We start from the raw sequence: 19610 nt of genomic DNA, 5'->3' as shown, positions 1-19610 counted from the left end.
TATAAAAAATTAAAAGCCATACAATTTTCTTAAATATGGATTCATTTAAGAAAACAGTATGGCTCTCCGTTGCCTTGTATTTTATTTTTACTTATTCTTTGTGTAGCAATCGCTGCTCTGCCCGAATAAGCTCGATTTTATCCCACAATGGCTTGTGAGATGTGCTGGCTGATAATGCGCCAGCAGCTAGACAAGAACGAACTTCTTCCTCTGTCTCTATGAATCCCCCAGTAACAATTGGAATATCTATCTCTTTTTTAACGGCTGTGATCAGTTTTGGAACCAGGCCAGGCAGAATTTCGATGGCATCGGGCTTAATTTTCTTGGCCGAATTGATTGAAATATCCATGGCTGAAGAATCCAATAGAAACAGACGCTGAACCGTCATCAGACCTTCCTGTTTTGCCCGAGTGATAATATTGTTTTTGGTGGTAATAATCCCTGTGGGTTTAATCTCATCTTTTAGATATTTTATAAAATAATTATCCTGTGAGTAACCTTTGATCAGATCCAGATGGGTAAACACATATTTATCGGCTTTGATACAAAGTTCCACCATCTTTTTCAGATTATATACGTTGCCAGTCAGCAGGAAGATGATTTGTGATTGTGAGTGGATGGCATCGTAAATATCCTTAGGATTACGAACAGCGACAATGATGGGGTTGTTCTGAAACATGAGAAGACATTTTCTCGTCGACATAAAACTCCTCCCGGTCGGATTGTATTTGTAAATTCATTATAACACAATCACAAAAATAGGAAAGAGAAAAATCTGAATTGTTGGGGTGTCAAAAACACCCCAACAATTGAAATTAAAAAAAATTTTTTAAAGACAACAGATTATTCTGCGTCTTCCCAGCCTTTAGAGCATTCTACAGCTTTTAACCAGCCGGCATATAATTTTGCACGAACATCGGCATCCATTGCTGGTTTGAATGAACGGTCAAGTTTCCAGGCATTTGTTACAGCAGATTTTCCATCCCAGAATTTAACAGCCAGACCAGCCAGGTAAGCAGCACCCATAGCGGTTGTTTCAACGATCGAAGGACGATCAACAGGAACGCCTAAGATATCAGCCTGGAATTGCATTAAGAAATCGTTAGCGCAAGCGCCACCATCTACTTTTAATGCAGCCAATTTAATGTTCGAGTCTTTTTCCATTGCATCCAGAACATCTTTTGTCTGATAAGCAAGCGATTCAACAGTGGCACGGATTAAATGCGCTTTATTGGCACCACGGGTTAAGCCCAGGATTGCACCACGAGCATACATATCCCAATGAGGAGCACCCAGACCAACAAAAGCTGGAACCATGTATACACCGTGTGTATCGGCAACTTTATTGCAGTAGAATTCGCTATCTGGAGCAGAGTCGACTAATTTGACTTCGTCTCGTAACCATTGAATGGCGGCACCAGCGATGAAGATTGAACCTTCAAGTGCATATTCCACTTCGCCATCAAGTCCCCAACCGATTGTTGTAACCAGACCGCTGTTGGATTTAACTGGTTTGTCACCTGTGTTCATTAACATAAAGCAACCGGTTCCATAGGTGTTTTTAGCCATTCCAGGTTCGAAGCAAGCTTGTCCGAAAAGGGCAGCCTGTTGGTCACCAGCAGCACCAGCGATTGGAATATCAGTGCCATAAAGAGAAGTTGTGCCGTAGACATCAGAGGATGGACGAACTTCTGGTAACATAGAAGCAGGGATATCCAGTTCTTTTAACATTTTTTCATCCCATTTGAGGGTTTTAATATTAAATGCCATAGTACGGGAAGCATTTGAATAATCAGTTACATGTACTTTACCATCAGTTAATTTCCAGATTAACCAGGTATCAATAGTACCGAAAGCCAGTTCGCCTTTTTCTGCTCTTTCACGAGCACCAGGAACATTATTTAAAATCCAGTTGATTTTTGTTCCGGAGAAGTATGCATCGATTACAAGACCGGTGTTTTCACGAACGTAGTCTTCCAGACCACGGGCTTTTAATTCATCACAGAAAGATGCAGTACGACGGCATTGCCAGACAATGGCATTATAAATAGGTTCGCCAGTTTTTCTGTCCCAAACGACAGTTGTTTCACGTTGGTTTGTGATACCGATAGCAGCAATCTCTTCAGCGGTTGCGCCAATTTTTGACATTGCTTCAGTAACAACACCACTTTGGGTAGCCCAAATTTCCATGGCGTCATGTTCAACCCAACCGGCTTTTGGATAGATCTGAGTAAATTCTTTTTGTGCAACACTAACGATTTCGCTGTCATGGTTAAATAAAATCGCTCTTGAACTCGTGGTTCCTGCATCCAGTGATAAGATATACTTTTTCATAAGTATAACCCCCTATTTATTTAATTATTATTTAATTATGTTTGAGAAACATAATGAAACCAGAAGGAAAGGAATGAAAGCAAACAAAAAAAGCACATACTAACAGATTTACATATTCTCTTAATGTAAAAACGAAAGTACGGCCCTCCATAACTCCTGCCAATATATGAAATTAGTAAAACATTTCGTAAACAATCGTAAAATTATTTACGAACACATAATAACATAACTCGGAAATAATGTAAAGGATTACCGGCAAAAAAACAACGTTAAAAAAATAACAAGAAAATTTAAGATTACAACGAATCATTTCAAATGAAATTTAATAATCACTGAAAAATAGTATATAATGTAGGAAAGATGATGGACAGGGAGAACTGGGATCAATATCATCCGACCGGGACAAAATGTCTATTTATTTTTAAGAATCTATGCTATAATAAAATCTAAAGAAATCGGAAATAGTTAAATAATTATGAAACTTAATTTTAACAGTAGAGTGGAAAAAAAGATGGAAAAACAATTTACACATCTTCATGTACATAGCGAATATAGTTTGCTCGACGGCTTTGGTCGAATCAATGAACTGGTAAAAGCGGTTGCGCAAAGTGGGATGGACAGTATTGCGCTAACCGATCACGGGGTGCTTTTTGGTGCCATCGATTTTTACAAGGCCTGCCTTGAAGAGAAAATCCACCCTATAATCGGGTGTGAAGTTTACGTAGCCCCCAGAGGTCTTGAAAAAAAGGATCCGGTCTACGACAAGGAGCGGGCGCATCTTATTCTGTTAGCAGAGAACAATCTTGGGTATAAAAATCTCATGAAGATTGTCTCAAAAGGCTTCGTTGATGGATTTTACTATAAACCCAGAGTCGATCATGATTGTTTGCGGGATCACAGTGAGGGGATTATTTGCCTGTCAGCCTGTATTGCTGGTGAAATTCCACAAATGATTTTAAACAATGATTTGACTGGCGCTGAAGCCCGCTGTTTGCTTTACCAGAATATTTTTGGTAAGGATCATTTCTTTCTGGAAGTTCAGGATCATCGACTACGGGAAGAGGCACTGATTAATGAACGGTTGATTCAATTGTCAAAAAAATTGAACATTCCGCTGGTTGCGACCAATGATGTCCATTATGTTCGAAAAGAAGACAGTGAAAACCATGACATTCTTCTCTGTATTCAAACTGCTGCGACCGTTTCCGAAGAAAAAAGAATGCGTTTTCCCAATAACGAGTTCTATTTAAAGAGTCCGGAAGAGATGAGCAAGCTCTTTTCGGACATGCCAGAAGCCATTGAAAATTCCAACCGGATTGCCAGACGTTGTCAAGTCAGTTTTGATTTGGAAAAAACGCATCTGCCCCAATTTGAATTACCTCCCGGGAAAACAGCTGAAAACTTTTTAAAAGAACTCTGCATGACAGGGCTGTCAAAGAAATACCCAAAGCTTACCAGCGAGTTGCAGGATCGTCTGGTTTTCGAATTAAAAACCATTCACAATATGGGCTTTGATGATTATTTTCTGATTGTTTGGGATTTTATCAAATATGCTAAAGATAATCAGATTATGGTTGGACCAGGACGGGGAAGTGCCGCTGGCAGTTTGGTTGCCTACTGCTTGGGGATTACGACCATCGATCCGATTAAGTACCAATTGCTGTTTGAACGTTTTCTCAATCCGGAGCGGGTTACGATGCCGGATATCGACGTGGATTTTTGTTACGAGCGTCGACAGGAAGTCATTGATTATGTGGTGCATAAGTATGGGGAAGAACGGGTCGCTCAGATTATAACCTTTGGAACCATGGCAGCCCGTGGAGCCCTTCGGGATGTCGGTCGAGCATTGGATATGCCTTATAATCTGGTCGATCGGGTGGCTAAAGAAATACCCATTCACCCCGGGGTGAATATTACCATTGAAGCGGCACTTAAAGAAAACCCGGAACTTAAAAAAATGGAAGAAACGGATGCAGATATTGCTAAACTGGTAAAAACGGCTCAATCCATAGAAGGCTTATCCCGACACGCCTCCACTCATGCAGCTGGAGTTGTTATTTCGGATTTGCCGCTGGTGGAGTATATTCCGCTGTTTCGCAATAATGATGTGATCACAACTCAGTTTCCGATGGGCTTGCTGGAAGATCTGGGGTTGCTGAAAATGGATTTCCTGGGCTTGCGAACCTTAACGGTTATTCGTGATGCACTGGAGAACATTGAACATAGCAGCGGCAAGCGGCTGGATCTGGACAGTCTGGAAATGGATGATATCAAGATTTATGAAATGCTCTCGAAAGGGGATACCCTGGGTGTTTTTCAGTTGGAGAGCCGGGGAATGCAGCAGTTCATCAAGGATCTTCAACCGGACAGCTTCGAAGATATTATCGCCGGGATTTCACTGTATCGACCTGGCCCCATGGACCAGATTCCCCGCTACATTGAGAATAAAAAAAATCCATCGCAGATAACCTATGATCATCCCATCCTTGAGAAGATCTTAAACGTTACCTATGGGTGTATGGTTTATCAGGAACAGGTTATGCAGATTTTTCGCGACGTAGCTGGCTTTTCGATGGGACGAAGTGATCTGGTCAGGCGGGCGATGTCGAAGAAAAAGAGCAGTGTGATGGAGGCTGAGGGTCAGGTATTTATCCATGGTGAGGTGGATGAAACAGGAAAAGTTGTCATTGATGGTGCTATTCGACGTGGTGTTTCCGAATCGGCTGCTAAAAAAATCTTTGAAGAAATGAAAGATTTTGCCAAATATGCCTTTAATAAATCCCATGCTGCGGCCTATGCAGTGATTGCCTACCAAACGGCCTGGTTGAAGTGTTATTATCCTACCGAGTTTATGGCGGCGTTGATGTCCAGTATTATGGATGACGAGAAAAAAGTTGCAAAATATATTGAAGATTGCCGAAAAATGGGTATTCATGTATTACCACCCAGTATTAATGCCAGCTATGAAAAATTCAGCGTTTCCAGCAATTCCATCTGTTTTGGATTGGGGGCGGTTAAAGGTCTGGGGAAAAACGCCATCGCTGCCATCATTGAAGCCCGAAAAGCTAAAGGGGATTTCCGAAATCTTCGTGATTTCTGTGAACGGGTGGATCTCAAATCCCTCAATAAGCGGAGTATCGAAAGTCTTATCAAAGGTGGTGCATTTGATGCGATTGGCAGTAGCCGGGCACAGATGTTGGCTACGGCGGAACTGATTGTTGATCAGGTACAGCGGGAAAAGAAAGACCGGATCTCTGGGCAGATGTCCTTGTTGGATCTGGCTGGACTGGGCGGTTCAAAAGAACTGACCAACCTGAAAGAAGATCATTTCCCTCAAAAACAGCCGTTTTCCAAAGAGGAACGACTGGCGATGGAAAAGGAGGTTTTAGGCCTCTACGTTACCGGCCATCCGCTGGAAAAATATGAGGATGTCCTTAAAAAAACAGTTAGCTTGTTTTCGAATCTGGTCGACAGTTATCAGGATTTAAAAGATGCTGGGATAAGAGATGGACAACAGGTCAGTATCGGTGGGTTAATTGTGGAATTAAAAACCATGATGACAAAAAAAGGTCAATTGATGGCGTTTATAACCCTGGAAGACTTGTATGGACGGATAGAGGTTGTGGTTTTTCCCAAAACCTATGATGAATATCGGCGCTATTTAAAACCTGATCAGCCGGTAGTGATCAAGGGCCGGATCAATTACAATGAGGAAGCTCGAACCTCGGTGATTGCGGCGCAAATCTATCCCATCGGAGAGCCGCCTAAAAACAGAGAAACCCTTGAAGTTAAAGAAAAAATTGCTACTTATGCAACCAATGGCGGCGTGCAGAACCGTCAAAAACTGATTTTAAGTTTAGGGGATTTAACAGAAAAGACCTTGATAAATTCAGTTAAATCGATTCTAATAAGATATCCGGGGCCGGTACCGGTGGTGTTATATCTGAAAAACGAAAATAAACATTTTGGAGCCAATAAAGATTTATGGGTTACTCCTGAAGAAAAACTGATCACAGAATTAGGCCAAATTTTAGGAATAAAGAATGTGGAGGTAAAGTAAAAATGAGAATTGGAGTTTTGACCAGTGGAGGCGATGCACCCGGAATGAATGCCTGTATTCGAGCCATTGTACGGACCGCAATTTATAATAAGATCGAGGTGTACGGAATCAATCGGGGCTATTCCGGATTACTGGAAGGGGACATTACACCCCTTAGTGTTTACTCGGTGGCTGACATTCTGCAACGGGGCGGAACTGTTTTACGAACCTCCAGAAGTGATTTTTTTGCAACGGATGCCGGGGTGCGGCAAAGTGCCAACGTGCTCGAGGAGTATGGGATTGAGCACCTGATTGTCATCGGTGGTGATGGTAGTATGAATGGTGCTTTGGCACTTCAGAAACTGGGGGCGAGTGTGGTGGGAATTCCTGGTACCATTGATAATGATCTGGGCTTTACTGATTATACTATTGGATTTGATACCGCTGTGACAACCGCTCTTGATGCCATCAGTAAGATCAGAGACACCACCTACTCGCATAATCGCATTAATGTGGTTCAGGTAATGGGGCGAAAATGTGGAGATATCGCCCTGTTTGCTGGATTATCCGGAGGGGCTGAAGCCTTGATTCTGCCGGAGGTTGAAACTGATCTGGATGCCATCTGCCTGCGTTTGCTTCAGGGCAAAGATCGGGGTAAACTTCACAGTATTGTAATGCTGGCAGAGGGGTGCGGCAATTACCGGGATTATTGCGTCAAGATTGAGGAGAAAACCCAGGTTACAACCAAGGGCACTAATTTAGGTTATATCCAGAGAGGCGGTTCACCCTCCAATATGGACCGGAATCTCGCCAGCTTTATGGGATATAATGCGGTGTTAAGCATTGTCAAAAAAGAAACCGGAACGGTGATGGCCCAGCGCTGTGGGTCGTATTTGGGCATTCCCATTGAGGAAGCGCTGCAAATGCCAAAAATCTTTCGTCAGGATATTTACGATATGGCCTCGGTATTATCAATTTAAAATGAACCATTGGTATCACTGTTTATGGTATTTCCTTCGAAATTAAATAAAATAGATAAGTCTAGGATTGCAACAAAACGAATAACGATGTTGGTAGAGATTTAACGGCCTCATCCGTTGTTTTATAATATAGATTAAATATGAAAAGAGGTAGAAAATGAAAAAAACGAAAATTGTCTGTACATTAGGACCAGCAGCAGATACAAAAGAAATACTGCGAGAACTTATTCTCAATGGTATGAACGTGGCGCGATTGAATTTTTCTCATGGTAGCCATGAAGAACATGCCGCAAGAATTCAGCGGATTAAAGAAGTGCGGAAAGAGCTGGGAATTCCGGTGGCGATTATGTTGGATACCAAAGGCCCGGAAATCCGGACCGGAGAACTAAGTGCTGGAAAAGTGGAATTGGTGGCTGGAGAAAAGGTAACATTAACGACTGAAATAATTCAGGGTGATGCAAAGCGATTCAGCATATCCCATGAAAATCTTCCCAATGAAGTATCACCAGGATGTCGCATTCTGATTGATGATGGTTTAATTCAACTGGAAGTAGAAGACGTTTTTGACACGGAGATGGTTTGCAACGTCTTAAATGGTGGAACGCTGGGCAGCAAAAAGAGTATTAACCTTCCAGGGATGAGCATTGAATTGCCGGCATTGACTGAAAAAGATCGTAGTGATATTATTTTTGGAATCCAGCAGAAGGTTGATTACGTGGCGGCATCCTTTGTCAGAAAGCCTCATGATGTACTGGAAATCAGAAAAGTTTTGGAACGTAATGGCGGGGAGCGCATCGACATTATTTCTAAAATTGAAAATCAGGAAGGTGTTGAGAACATTGACCGGATACTTAATGTTTCAGATGGGATCATGGTCGCCAGAGGGGATTTAGGGGTAGAAATTCCTGCTGAAGATGTTCCTTTGGTTCAAAAAACGATTATCAGAAAATGCAATTTACTGGGCAAACCGGTTATTACAGCCACGCAGATGCTGGATTCAATGATGCGTAATCCCAGACCAACCCGTGCTGAAGTTGGCGACGTGGCCAATGCGGTATTTGATGGAACCGATGCTGTGATGCTGTCAGGCGAAACCGCAGCTGGATCCTATCCGGTTGAATCCGTCAAGACGATGTACAATATTGTGGTAAAAAGCGAAGATTCAGAGGAGTATGCCCGCCGGAAGAAACCCGATCATGGCGAGCTGACCATTACCAATGCCGTTAGCGAGGGGGCCTGCCAGATTGCTGAACAGCTGGATGCTCAGACTATTATTGCGGCAACCTCGTCCGGACACACCGCCCGGATGATTTCTAAATACCGCCCGGATTGTGGCATTCTGGCGGTAACCGATAAGGTGACAACCGTTCGTCGGTTGGCCCTGGTTTGGGGAGTCAATTGTATCTACACGCCAGAGTTTGGTGACACCGATACAATGATTATGGATGTGGTCAAAAAGGCTGTCGAACAGGGCTATGTCAAATTTGGTGACCTGGCAGTGGTCGCTGCCGGTGTACCACTGGGCGTTCAGGGAAATACCAATATGATCAAAGTTCATACCGTTGGAAATGCGATTATCAATGGGGTGGGAATTGGCAAAAAACCTGTGACTGGCCATGCCAAGCTTATTACTGCGGCTAACCTGGATGATTTCCGGGAAGGCGATATTTTAGTGGTAAAAACCCTGACACCAGAGGTGAGCCAGATCTTGCCATTGGCTTCAGCAATTATCACTGAAGAAGGTGGACTCAGTTCGGAAGGTGCCATTGCCGGACTTCATTATGATATTCCGGTTATTGTAAATGTTGTTAAAGCATTGGAGATTTTGGAACATGGTAAGCTGATCTCAGTTGACCCCAAACGTGGGGTTGTCTATCAGGGGCGGGTTCAAATGATGTAAAACCGTACAGTGAAGCGCAAAAAGCGACCGTATTTTAAATATGGTCGCTTTTTTAATGGAACAAGTTTGGTTAGTCAATTTTGTAAGTAAGCTGATAGGTTTGGGATAGGGTGTGTTCATCAGCAGAACTGATACTGTCAGAGCTTTTTTCGACTGAGAAAAAAAGCACCGACTTGTAAGGATGACAGATAATCTCAGAATTGATATTAAGAGGTGCAGTAAGCTGGAGTGGGTTTTTACCGTTGGCATCCATGATCCAGATTGATTTTAGTAAAGAATCGGAATTTGGCGTCGTTTGGGTAAAGACAATCCGTTCCCCATTCGGGGTAAACCGGACTGACTTGTAATTACCAGTGGCGATACTATTTGTGGTACTGGCACTGGTGTTCCAGGTACGAATAGTTTGAGCATCGCCGCTGTTTTTAATAAAGACAACCTCATTGGTTAAATCGTTTATATCAAAACTGCTCACATTCTCGGCAATCATCGTTGAAGCCAGTTCGCTCGAATCATCTTTCATTTTGGCGTAATATAAATTGGTCCGCTCTTCGTTTTGGGGATCGGTGGCAATAAAGATAAAACCCTTTTCCTGATTGATGAAGTCTACAGCCAAAATGTTATAGTTGTTAAGGACACTGTAAACCTTTCGATTTCCCTCGCTGTCGGCCAGGACAATTTGGTTGTTGTTGTTGGCATAGACCACCTGACCGGAATCGCCAATACCAAAATGTTGAATGACATTTTCTTCGGGCAGGGAAATAACCCGGGTGGTATTTTGATTGATATCTGACCAGATAATCTGGCTACCTACATTGCCAGTAATGGGATCAATCAGCTTCTCGGCATAATAGATGCCAGTATCAAAGGTATCGTACAGAGCACTCAAGGCTTTTTTATCAGAATTGACAAAAGCCGATAACTGCATGGTTTCGGTATTATAGGTGTTGATGTTATAGGTCGTACCAAAGGTGAAAAGAACGAGATTGTTGCCACTATTGGTGATGTCCTGAACCACTCCGGGAGACGCCATCGTGTAGGATTGAATGCTGATTTGCTGGGGGGAGGGCTTGTTGGAGACCGGATCATTGCGTAAAACAACCGGAACGTTAGTGGGAATAAAAAGGTTCTGGCAGCCGCTGCTGGTAATCAGGATTAACAGGATGAAACAAAAAAAGCACAGTTTATTTTGCGTTTTTTTCATCTTGATCACCTCCATAAATTAAAACCGATAGTATGGGAAGGGTGACAATAATATTGGTACCTTCGCCAACCTGACTGACGATGTCGATTTTCCCCTCGTGTTTTTCAACAATCTGCTTGACAATATAGAGACCTAATCCGGAACCACCTTCATCAGAACCCCGGGAGCGATCTTCTTCAACCCGATAAAATGCATTAAAGATACGCTTTTGTTCGATTTCCGAAATCCCCGGACCATAATCCCGGATGGATACCACGATGTGGTTATCTTCAATGGCGGAGACAACATCGATAATATCGCCGCGGTTTGAGTACTTGATGGCGTTATGAATAATATTGATAAAGACCTGCTGAAGCCGATCGTAATCTCCCAGAATTTCCGGAAGCTCGTCAGACACATAATTAATTTCAATGTCGGACTGGCTGGCTTTAATCTGCATTTGTTCTACGACGTCGGAGAGCAGCAGAACGATGTTTAGATTCGTTTTCTTAAAATCAAACTCGGCTTTATCAAATTTATTCACGTTTAATAAATTATCAACCAATCGCAATAATCGGTGACCTTCACGGTTGATGGTGTTAAGCGAGCGGTTGATAATCTCCGGATCTGCCACCTGTCGACGGGTAAGCATATCCGTATAGCCAATAATAGTCGTCAGCGGGGTGCGCAGTTCATGGGAAACACTGCTGATAAATTTTCGCTGTTCTTCCTGAATATGTCGGGCAGCGGTCATGTTACGGATAATAATCATATAGTTTTCTTCAAAACCTTTTTCCCGGATCGGACTGCCAATCAGCAAAAGATTCCGGTTGTTGCAGTCAATTTCTTCAGAAATATGATCCTTGCCATTTTTAAGACTATCAAAAATATCCCGCAAAAATGACTGATATTGGAAGTCATAAATCGTTTTGGGATTGCTGACGTTGAAATACGTTTTAATGTAACTGTTCGAGGTGATGATATTGCCGTTCTTATCGATGGCCAAAAGCCCATCATCAATCGATGCCAGAACTCCGGCAAGCCGTTTTCGCTCCGATTCCAGCTGCAGGATGACATTGTTAATATTGGTAACCATGTCATTAAATGCCTGAGTCAGGTCGCCGATTTCATCGGTGTGCTTATAATAAATCGTCAAATTATAATTGCCATGATTGATCTCTTTGGAGATTTTCGTCAGATCTTTGATCGGTTGAAAAAAGTGTTTCGAGAATGACATGGTGACAACGATTAGAACCATCAGACCAATCAATCCACCAATCACAAAAAGAATCCCGGCAACACGCAGAAAAGTATCCATTTCATGCATCGAATAAACAAAACCAATGTATCCAACAATCGTATTGTCAATGGTAATTGGGGCGGTGAAATAAGCCATACTGGCATCATTAATCGATTTGAGGGTAAATACCGGGGCATTCTCAGCCAACGAAAGCTCAAGTTCGGTGCTAAGGATATTATTGATGCTCGTTTCTTCGACGGAGTCCGCAATGCGATTGCCCTCTGTGTCAAACAGCAGAACCCGATGGTTCTCTTTTTCAGAGATGCTTTTAGAGAGATACAGACTATTGCCGATAAACCGATTTTTTAAAGGGTCGGAGCTTTGGATATTTTTTAACTCCTGGCTGATAAATAAGGTGGAGTCCTGGGCAGTTTTTTGTAAGTCATCTTTAGTTTGATTGATATAATAATAGGAGGTTCCTTGAAAAACGCAAAATACAACAATTAAAAATGCAAAAGCAAAAAGCAAAATGTTGTATAAAATCATTCGAACCCGATAGCTTAGTTGCATTAAAGTTTCCTCATTTTATATCCAATTCCAAAAACAGTCTGGATGTATTTATTGCCCTGGGTGTCAATTTTACGGCGGATGCGCTGAACATGCATATCAACGGTTCGGGTATCGCCATAATAATCATATCCCCATATTTTTTCCAGCAGGGTATCCCGGGGAAAAACCTGTTCCAGATTGGAGGCGAGTAAAAAAAGCAATTCAAATTCTTTAGGCGTGAGATGGATTTCTTTGCCGTCCAGCATGACCATCCGCTCATCGGCATAAATGCTCAAATCGCCATTTTTTAGTAGCGATTCCTGTTTCTGGGGCTCAATGGTAATATTCGAACGACGCAAATGGGCTTTGATCCGGGCTAACAGCTCCCGATTGTCAAAAGGTTTGGTCAGATAATCATCTGCACCCAGTTCCAGTCCTAAAACCTTATCAATAATATCGGTTTTAGCGGTTAAAAGGATAATCGGAACACCGAGTTGCGGGGAGAGCTCCCGACAGACATCATAACCGTTTTTCTTGGGCAACATAATATCCAGTACAATCAGATCCGGGTGAATCGCCAATGCTTTTTCGACGGCTTCCACACCGTCGCTGGCAGTTTCCACCTGATAACCTTCAAATTCCAGTTCCAGTTTTATTAAATCAACAATCGACGCTTCATCATCGACAACGAGAATTTTTTCATTCATTTTTATACCTGCTTTCTTTTGTTACTATAATAAAATATTATTAATTAGAGTTTAAAACCACAAGTTCAACTGTTCCTTATTTTGGATGGCGCCTAATACCCGGTCATCCAGATCCGGAATGGTTTTGCGGAGATTTTTAATCATCACTTTGATATCTTCCCGTTTCGTATGGCCATCGGCAGGACAGGTGCTCGGGATGACCGGGAGGGTTTTGATTTCCGGATCGCCGACAATATCCCGTTCCTTAACAAAAATTAAGGGGCGGATCAGGGTGATGTCTTTTCGATCCAGATAAGTCACCGGTGAGAAGGTGTTAATACGTCCTTCATAAAACAGACTGAGAAAAAAAGTCTCAATCGCGTCATCGGCGTGGTGACCCAGAGCGATGGTTCGGCAGCCCCGTTTAATCGCCAGGTCGTGGAGGGCACCCCGCTTCATCCGGGCACAGAGTGAGCAGGGATTTTTTTCCTGCCGTTCTTCAAAAACGATGGGGCCAATGGAAGTTTTTTTAATGGTATAGGGAATATCGAGATGGGCACATAAATTGATCAATGGAGTCAGATCCATGCCCTCAAAACCCATATCCAAGGTAATACCTTCCAGTTCAAAAGGTACCGGAGAAAAGTGCTGAAAGCGCTTCATGGCGACCAATAATGCTGTGCTGTCCTTACCGCCGGACAAACCGACAGCAATGCGGTCACCGGGCTTTATCATTTGATATTTTTCAACCCCTCGACGTAGGGGGCCAAGAATTTTTTTCATTGAATGCTCCTGTGTTTATCATGATGCCAAAGTAAGTGTTCCCTTAATCGAAGCTTGTCAAAATCATTCATAAAAGGTACAATAGAGACTTAATGGCATTCTATAGTCATTCTAACACTTAACTGGAGAGATTAAAAGGAGATTTGTTTATATGCAACAGGCAATTATTAATTTTTTGGCATTTTTGCCGGATTGGCTGGAGATCATCGTTATTTCAGCCATTCCGATAGTCGAATTGCGCGGGGCCATTCCCCTGGCAATTTTAGCGTATAATATGTCATATCTGCAAGCCTATCTATTGGGGGTTCTCGGGAGCATTATCCCGGCGCCATTTATTTTGATGTTTATTCCTGCGATTCTTAAATGGATGTCGGGGACTAAAATATTCGGGAAAATGGCCAATTGGATTATTGCCAAAGGAATGAAAAAATCGGATAAACTGACACAGTATGAGTTTTGGGGCTTGTTTATTTTTGTTGCGATTCCCTTGCCGGGAACCGGGGTTTGGACAGGGTGTCTGGCAGCTTCGCTCATCGGACTGGATTTTAAACACAGTATGATTTCAGTTGCTTTGGGATCGGCAACGGCAGGAATTATTGTCACTGCATTGGTAGCCGGTGGGCTGTCTCTATTTTAGAAAGCAGGAATAATAATGGCACTATCACAAAGTTTTTATATTGAAAACAGAAAAAAGCTGGCAGAACAATTGGAAAACAATAGCCTGGCGATACTGTTTTCCGGCCGGGAAATCGCAATGACGGAGGATGCCAACTATCCCTTTTTTGCCAATAATAATTTTTATTATTTAACCGGGATTCGTGAGCCGGAGGTCGTTCTGGTGGCGATCAAAGATCATCACGGGGATCTGTCCTGGCAGCTCTTTATTGAAGCCGCGGATCCACTGAAAGAAAAGTGGGTGGGTAAAAAGATCACCTGTGTGGAAGCAAAAGCGGTTTCAGGTATTGATGAAGTCTCTTATATCAAAGAGCTACCCCAAGCGATTGGCCTGAAATCATCCAGTCAGTTTCTGTATTTTGATTTTAAATCACCCCAACATCAAAGTTTTAAAACCGAAGATCAGGAGCTCCAAAAAGCCTTAAAGCAGTGTGAAATAAAGGATTTGCATCCGATTTTGGCAGCAATGCGACTGATTAAAACGCCAGAAGAAATCTGTGCCATTACACGAGCCAATGCCATTACCAGACAAGGTATTGAGGAGATGAAGTTCTTGATCAAACCAGGCACCTACGAATATGAACTGGCGGCTTTTTTTGAGTATTTTGTCAAAAAAAAGGGCTCCGAAGGCGTGGCGTTTGAAACCATCGTAGCAGCGGGAAAAAACGCCACCGTTTTACATTATGTGTCCAATCGTTGTCCGTTAAAAGCTGGTGAGCTGGTGCTTTTGGATCTGGGGGCTCGGGTTGAGGGCTATTGTGGTGATATCAGCCGTACCTTTGCGATAAATGGGGAAATGACAACTGACCAGGAAAAACTCTACCGAATTGTTGATGCGGTTCAACAGGAAATGATCTCAGCCTATCGACCGGGCGCTGTACTAAAAGAACTCCAGAATCTGACCAAAGAGTTGTTCCTGGAAAAATGCTGCCGTGCCGGTTTTGCTCCCGAAAACAATGATATCACAGAGTTTTATTATCATGGAATTGGACATCCATTGGGATTGGATACCCACGATGTCCGGCCAGCCGGAGATCTGATCCTGGCACCGGGTATGGTCATGACAGTGGAGCCGGGGCTTTACCTGGAAAAACGGGGTCTCGGGATTCGGATTGAGGATGATGTGGTGATCACTGATAGCGGCTGTGAAGTTTTGTAGCGATATTTTGATTTGCCTAAATTAAATTGTGGACATACTTGCCAAAAACTTTAGTCAGTAATAAAATGCTTGACAAAAAAAATAATGATGTGTATGATTTAGAAAAAGTAATTGAATATTTACCTATCCAGAGAGGTGGAGGGACAGGCCCGATGAAACCCGGCAACCAGCATGTGCATGGTGCCAATACCTGCGATATTTTCGCAATGATGGGATTTAATGTGAACATTAGCCTCGTCATCCGACGAGGCTTTTTTCGTGATTTAAGTATCAGGTAAATAGACATTACAGAATAAAAAAGGAGAACAAAATGAAAAAATTATTTACCTCAGAATCGGTAACAGAGGGGCATCCTGATAAGATTTGTGATCAGATTTCTGATGCCGTTTTAGATGCAATTTTCGAGCAGGATCCGATGGCTCGGGTTGCCTGTGAAACATTGGTTACCACCGGTTTGGTGTTGGTTGCAGGTGAGATCACGACGTCCTGCTATGTCGATATTCCTAAACTGGTCCGCAACACCGTCCGGGAGATTGGCTACGACCGGGCAAAATATGGTTTTGACTGCGATACCTGTTCAGTTATTACAGCCATTGATGAACAATCGGCTGATATTGCCATGGGTGTGGATGAGGGATTGGAGTCCCGAAAAGGTGAGGCCAATGAGGTGGATTTGGCTACCGGTGCCGGAGATCAGGGGATGATGTTTGGTTTTGCCTGCAATGAAACCCCGGAACTGATGCCATTGCCAATTTCTCTGGCGCATCAGCTGGCCAAGCGACTTACCGATATCCGCAAAGATAATCTTGTTGATTATTTACGTCCTGATGGAAAAACTCAGGTAACCGTGGAATACAATGATGGCATTCCGACTCGAATTGATACGGTGGTTATTTCGACCCAGCACAGCGCTGATGTTTCATCAGAAACCATTGAAAAAGATATGATCGAAAAAGTGATTAAAGCGGTCATTGATCCCAAATTATTGGATGCTGAAACCAAATATTTTATTAATCCCACTGGTCGTTTTGTTATCGGCGGCCCTCAGGGAGACTGTGGATTAACCGGTCGGAAGATCATTGTTGATACCTATGGCGGTTACGGTCGTCATGGTGGCGGGGCATTTTCCGGGAAAGACCCCACTAAGGTCGATCGCTCTGGAGCCTATGCCGCCCGACATGTGGCGAAGAATATTGTCGCCGCTGGTCTGGCTGATAAATGTGAAGTTGAATTGGCTTATGCCATTGGGGTGGCAAAACCGGTGTCAATTTATGTTGATACCTTTGGAACCGGAAAAATTGAAGATGATCGGATTATTGCCTTGATTCAAAAACATTTTGATTTAAGACCAGCAGCGATTATAAAAAACCTTGGTCTGCGAGCCCCGATCTATAAACAAACTGCAGCGTATGGCCATTTTGGTCGCCCAGATCTGGATTTGCCCTGGGAACGACTGGACATGGTGGAAAAACTGAAAAACGATCGATAAAATAAAAATAACCGTAGATCAAAGCAGAATTTTATTGATTCGTGTGTTATGTCATTAATTAGGGGTATATCAAAAAAGCGCAGAAATAAGGATGTACCCCGAATCACCCGCAAAGTAAAAAACGGAGGAGAAAATGAAAGAAGCGATTGATAGTTATAATGCCTTTGGAAAAGACAAACCGGTTGAAGAACAACCCCAGTATCATATGAATTGTGCCGAGGTTTTGTTACGGGCGGCCAATGATACATATGAGTTAAAAATTCCGGAGGAAAGTTTTCGACTGCTCCAAGGTTTTGGGGCTGGATTTTATTCTGAAAGAACCTGTGGTGCCTTTTCTGGTTCACTGGCAGCTCTGGGCGCTTTATATACTGAAGAAAGACCATCAGACCAGGCTAAAATGACACGAGCAGCTAAGTTTCTAGTGGAAGAATTTGAGAAAGAATTTGGTAGTCTGAATTGTGACTATATCAAAAAACACCATCGGGATGAGGTGGAAGCCTGCAATCCGGTTAAGCTTCGGGCGGGTCAGGTTTTTGATCGGGTCGTTGCAACATTGGAAAAAGAGTAAAGATAGATTATAGCAAAAAAATGACGGAGGTTGTCAGATGAATCAAAGTGAAGCGAGATCCCTGGGTATTGATATGTTGGAACGGTCGTATGGCAAGTGGTGGCTGATGCTACTGGATGGGCTTTGTTTTGTTGCACTGAGTATCTTTGCCATCTTTTTTAGCAATCAGGCCATTACCCTGTTGGTCTTTGTTTTTGGCGTTTATCGTGGGATCATGGGGATTATTTATATTATCTCAGCCCTGGTGATGCGTAGCAAATACGGTGCTGAGGTTGGCTTTAGCCTGGGCAGAGGCATCTTTGATCTGATTATCTGTGCTATTTTTTTACTGGTGCCCAATGTGATCGTCTCATTTTTTATTATCATTATCGGCATCTGGGCAATTATTACCGGGATTTTTCTACTGATTATTTCCGCAAATTCCGGATCTGCCGGCAGAATTGCAAAAATCGTGCTTGGGGTGGGATTTATTGCCTTTGGAATTTATGCCTTTATAAATCCGATGGGTCCAGCCAATCTGATTGTGATAATTGTCGGGGTTGCGTTTGCCATCTTTGGTATATTTTTAATGATTCAGTCAATTGGTATGAAACGAGCCTTTACCCAAATAAAAAAGGTCAAAAGAGGGTTTGAGGATTATCATGTTGAATGAAATGATTGAATAATGTCATCAACCAAAAAAAGCAGCTTGGGTGAAGAACCGGAGCTGCTTTTTTTAGTTGGGGAACACGCTAAAATTGTTTTATCGATGACTTTTTTTGTTACTTCGACAATGGTTCTCGATAAATGTAAGGGCTGTTTCTGTTCCGTTTTCCTGATCAATGATGGTCTTGAGGGCCTGGGCCTTTGATTTAACGGCTTCTTCGTCAAATTGAATAAAGCGTTGGATCAGAGCGCGTGTGGTGATCTGAGTTTCCTTGAGCGGTTTAAGGGCATACCCCTGTCGAAAAAGGCGATTGGCCCAAAAGGGTTGATCCACCGAAAAAGGGATGATCAGCTGCGGTTTGCCACTTTTGATGGCGGCGGCCATCGTTCCCACACCACCATGATGAACGATTCCTTTTGCATAGGGAAATAACAGCGAATGGGGCGCTGTGTCGATGGTCAGCAAATCGGCATCCGCATCAAAGCGAATACCACTGTTGCCGGTTAATAGGATGCCCCGTTGATGGGTGGCAAGAAGAGCTTCCTGTAAGCAGTTTATGAATTGTTCAGGCGTTTTAAGGGGCATACTGCTAAATGAGATGATAATAGGCGCTGATCCGGCACTTAAAAATGCCGTGAGGCTGGAGTCAAGTTGCTCGGCGGTGGAATCAAGATAAAAAAAGCCTGGCGTCAGAACCCGGCCCTCCCAGCTTGATACTTCCGGAAATAAGGACTTACTGATGGGATAAATAATCGGAATCGCCTGATCGTTTAGAGAAAAAGTATAAAGTCCGCTTTTTCGTTTGGGCAGATGTAGGGTTTTTTCTCTGAAATCATTGACTTCATTGATACTTGACCGTTCGGCTTGAGCCATCACCGAATAGGTCCAGCGATTGAAGTGTTTTCCCAGATTTTTAGTCGGAGAGATGGCCAGGTTGGGGAATTCATCAATTGGTAAGGTGATTGGTACCGGGGGAATGCTGATACAGGGAATGTCAAGAGCTTCAGCAATATCCGGAGCACCGAAGGCCTTGGGATGATAGAGGATCACATCTGTCCCCTTGGCGGCTTCATAAAACTGATCCAACGTCTTTCGAAAATTTGGATTGACCACTTCATCGAGATATTTTTTGGTACGGAATGGATGGCGCAGGGCATGTTTAAAAACCATCTGTCCTTCAGCGGTTTCAAGCATTGCCATCAGATCACTGGCAGCTTCCTGATATGCTATTCCAGTTGCCTCAACGAAGGGTTTAAATTTTTTTCCGGTACAGATGACGGTCTGATGTCCGTGTTCAAGGGCTTTTTGACCCAGAGCGACAAAAGGTTGGACATCACCTCGAGTTCCCAATGTTAAGATCGAAATTTTCATGAACGACCCCT

The 19610-nt window shown here is 43.0% G+C and carries 15 protein-coding genes and 1 riboswitch; of the genes, 8 read left to right on the top strand and 7 right to left on the bottom strand.

What is annotated here, in order from left to right; genetic code table 11:
- Positions 1-91: 91 nt before the first annotated feature.
- A complete protein-coding gene (locus Q7P33_RS05705; protein ID WP_303868278.1) occupies positions 92-703 on the bottom strand; it encodes a glycerol-3-phosphate responsive antiterminator in 612 nt (203 codons plus the stop codon).
- 140 nt (positions 704-843) lie between these two features.
- Complete coding sequence (gene glpK / locus Q7P33_RS05700) at positions 844-2334, bottom strand: glycerol kinase GlpK (RefSeq protein ID WP_303868276.1); 1491 nt, start codon at positions 2332-2334, stop codon at positions 844-846.
- A 511-nt stretch (positions 2335-2845) separates the two neighbouring features.
- On the opposite strand from glpK, the gene Q7P33_RS05695 reads away from it, so the two are divergent.
- From Q7P33_RS05695 to pyk, 3 genes are all read left to right on the top strand, one after another.
- On the top strand, positions 2846-6394 hold the full coding sequence (locus tag Q7P33_RS05695; protein WP_303868274.1) for a DNA polymerase III subunit alpha: 3549 nt from the start codon (positions 2846-2848) through the stop codon (positions 6392-6394).
- A 2-nt stretch (positions 6395-6396) separates the two neighbouring features.
- On the top strand, positions 6397-7353 hold the full coding sequence (locus Q7P33_RS05690) for an ATP-dependent 6-phosphofructokinase (protein WP_303868272.1): 957 nt from the start codon (positions 6397-6399) through the stop codon (positions 7351-7353).
- 157 nt (positions 7354-7510) lie between these two features.
- On the top strand, positions 7511-9253 hold the full coding sequence (pyk, locus tag Q7P33_RS05685; protein ID WP_303868271.1) for a pyruvate kinase: 1743 nt from the start codon (positions 7511-7513) through the stop codon (positions 9251-9253).
- Between the two features lie 70 nt (positions 9254-9323).
- Here the strand turns inward: pyk and Q7P33_RS05680 are convergent, their stop codons facing one another.
- Genes Q7P33_RS05680 through Q7P33_RS05665 form a run of 4 tightly spaced genes read right to left on the bottom strand, consistent with a single transcriptional unit; the run spans position 9324 to position 13691 of the window.
- Positions 9324-10454 (bottom strand): hypothetical protein, encoded by a 1131-nt coding sequence (locus Q7P33_RS05680; RefSeq protein ID WP_303868270.1) that lies wholly within the window; start codon positions 10452-10454, stop codon positions 9324-9326.
- Entirely contained in the window at positions 10435-12243 is a 1809-nt protein-coding gene (locus tag Q7P33_RS05675) for an ATP-binding protein (protein ID WP_303868269.1), read from the bottom strand. The genes Q7P33_RS05680 and Q7P33_RS05675 overlap by 20 nt, the downstream gene beginning before the upstream one ends.
- Entirely contained in the window at positions 12243-12929 is a 687-nt protein-coding gene (locus Q7P33_RS05670) for a response regulator transcription factor (RefSeq protein WP_070370080.1), read from the bottom strand. The genes Q7P33_RS05675 and Q7P33_RS05670 overlap by 1 nt, the downstream gene beginning before the upstream one ends.
- Positions 12930-12980: 51 nt before the next feature.
- Positions 12981-13691 (bottom strand): tRNA 2-thiocytidine biosynthesis TtcA family protein, encoded by a 711-nt coding sequence (locus Q7P33_RS05665; RefSeq protein ID WP_303868267.1) that lies wholly within the window; start codon positions 13689-13691, stop codon positions 12981-12983.
- Positions 13692-13842: 151 nt separating this feature from the next.
- On the opposite strand from Q7P33_RS05665, the gene Q7P33_RS05660 reads away from it, so the two are divergent.
- The 5 genes from Q7P33_RS05660 to Q7P33_RS05640 all read left to right on the top strand — a co-directional run bounded on the left by Q7P33_RS05660 (position 13843) and on the right by Q7P33_RS05640 (position 18234).
- Positions 13843-14328 (top strand): small multi-drug export protein, encoded by a 486-nt coding sequence (locus Q7P33_RS05660; protein ID WP_303868264.1) that lies wholly within the window; start codon positions 13843-13845, stop codon positions 14326-14328.
- Positions 14329-14343: 15 nt separating this feature from the next.
- On the top strand, positions 14344-15525 hold the full coding sequence (locus Q7P33_RS05655; protein ID WP_303868262.1) for an aminopeptidase P family protein: 1182 nt from the start codon (positions 14344-14346) through the stop codon (positions 15523-15525).
- A gap of 120 nt (positions 15526-15645) precedes the next feature.
- Positions 15646-15741, top strand: a riboswitch (SAM riboswitch).
- 94 nt (positions 15742-15835) lie between these two features.
- Positions 15836-17014: a methionine adenosyltransferase gene (metK, locus tag Q7P33_RS05650; protein ID WP_303868260.1), complete on the top strand. Its 1179-nt coding sequence runs from the start codon at positions 15836-15838 to the stop codon at positions 17012-17014.
- A 133-nt stretch (positions 17015-17147) separates the two neighbouring features.
- On the top strand, positions 17148-17582 hold the full coding sequence (locus Q7P33_RS05645; RefSeq protein WP_303868258.1) for a C-GCAxxG-C-C family protein: 435 nt from the start codon (positions 17148-17150) through the stop codon (positions 17580-17582).
- A gap of 37 nt (positions 17583-17619) precedes the next feature.
- Positions 17620-18234: an HdeD family acid-resistance protein gene (locus Q7P33_RS05640; protein ID WP_303868256.1), complete on the top strand. Its 615-nt coding sequence runs from the start codon at positions 17620-17622 to the stop codon at positions 18232-18234.
- 90 nt (positions 18235-18324) lie between these two features.
- Here Q7P33_RS05640 and Q7P33_RS05635 read toward each other — a convergent pair whose 3' ends face one another.
- Positions 18325-19599: a glycosyltransferase gene (locus tag Q7P33_RS05635; RefSeq protein WP_303868253.1), complete on the bottom strand. Its 1275-nt coding sequence runs from the start codon at positions 19597-19599 to the stop codon at positions 18325-18327.
- Positions 19600-19610 lie beyond the last annotated feature (11 nt).

The sequence above is a fragment of the Acetobacterium wieringae genome, from assembly GCF_026646375.1.
Lineage (GTDB): Bacteria > Bacillota > Clostridia > Eubacteriales > Eubacteriaceae > Acetobacterium > Acetobacterium wieringae_A.
The sequence above is the reverse complement of the archived record's forward strand: the minus strand, read 5'-3'. Positions and strand labels throughout refer to the sequence as shown.

Coding starts and splice junctions, on each gene's coding strand:
- Q7P33_RS05645 (WP_303868258.1), top strand. CDS start 17,148: ATGAAAGAAGCGATTGATAGTTATAATGCCTTTGGAAAAGACAAACCG.
- Q7P33_RS05635 (WP_303868253.1), bottom strand. CDS start 19,599: ATGAAAATTTCGATCTTAACATTGGGAACTCGAGGTGATGTCCAACCT.
- Q7P33_RS05660 (WP_303868264.1), top strand. CDS start 13,843: ATGCAACAGGCAATTATTAATTTTTTGGCATTTTTGCCGGATTGGCTG.
- Q7P33_RS05655 (WP_303868262.1), top strand. CDS start 14,344: ATGGCACTATCACAAAGTTTTTATATTGAAAACAGAAAAAAGCTGGCA.
- Q7P33_RS05665 (WP_303868267.1), bottom strand. CDS start 13,691: ATGAAAAAAATTCTTGGCCCCCTACGTCGAGGGGTTGAAAAATATCAA.
- Q7P33_RS05670 (WP_070370080.1), bottom strand. CDS start 12,929: ATGAATGAAAAAATTCTCGTTGTCGATGATGAAGCGTCGATTGTTGAT.
- pyk (WP_303868271.1), top strand. CDS start 7,511: ATGAAAAAAACGAAAATTGTCTGTACATTAGGACCAGCAGCAGATACA.
- Q7P33_RS05695 (WP_303868274.1), top strand. CDS start 2,846: ATGGAAAAACAATTTACACATCTTCATGTACATAGCGAATATAGTTTG.
- Q7P33_RS05675 (WP_303868269.1), bottom strand. CDS start 12,243: ATGCAACTAAGCTATCGGGTTCGAATGATTTTATACAACATTTTGCTT.
- Q7P33_RS05690 (WP_303868272.1), top strand. CDS start 6,397: ATGAGAATTGGAGTTTTGACCAGTGGAGGCGATGCACCCGGAATGAAT.
- Q7P33_RS05640 (WP_303868256.1), top strand. CDS start 17,620: ATGAATCAAAGTGAAGCGAGATCCCTGGGTATTGATATGTTGGAACGG.
- Q7P33_RS05680 (WP_303868270.1), bottom strand. CDS start 10,454: ATGAAAAAAACGCAAAATAAACTGTGCTTTTTTTGTTTCATCCTGTTA.
- Q7P33_RS05705 (WP_303868278.1), bottom strand. CDS start 703: ATGTCGACGAGAAAATGTCTTCTCATGTTTCAGAACAACCCCATCATT.
- metK (WP_303868260.1), top strand. CDS start 15,836: ATGAAAAAATTATTTACCTCAGAATCGGTAACAGAGGGGCATCCTGAT.
- glpK (WP_303868276.1), bottom strand. CDS start 2,334: ATGAAAAAGTATATCTTATCACTGGATGCAGGAACCACGAGTTCAAGA.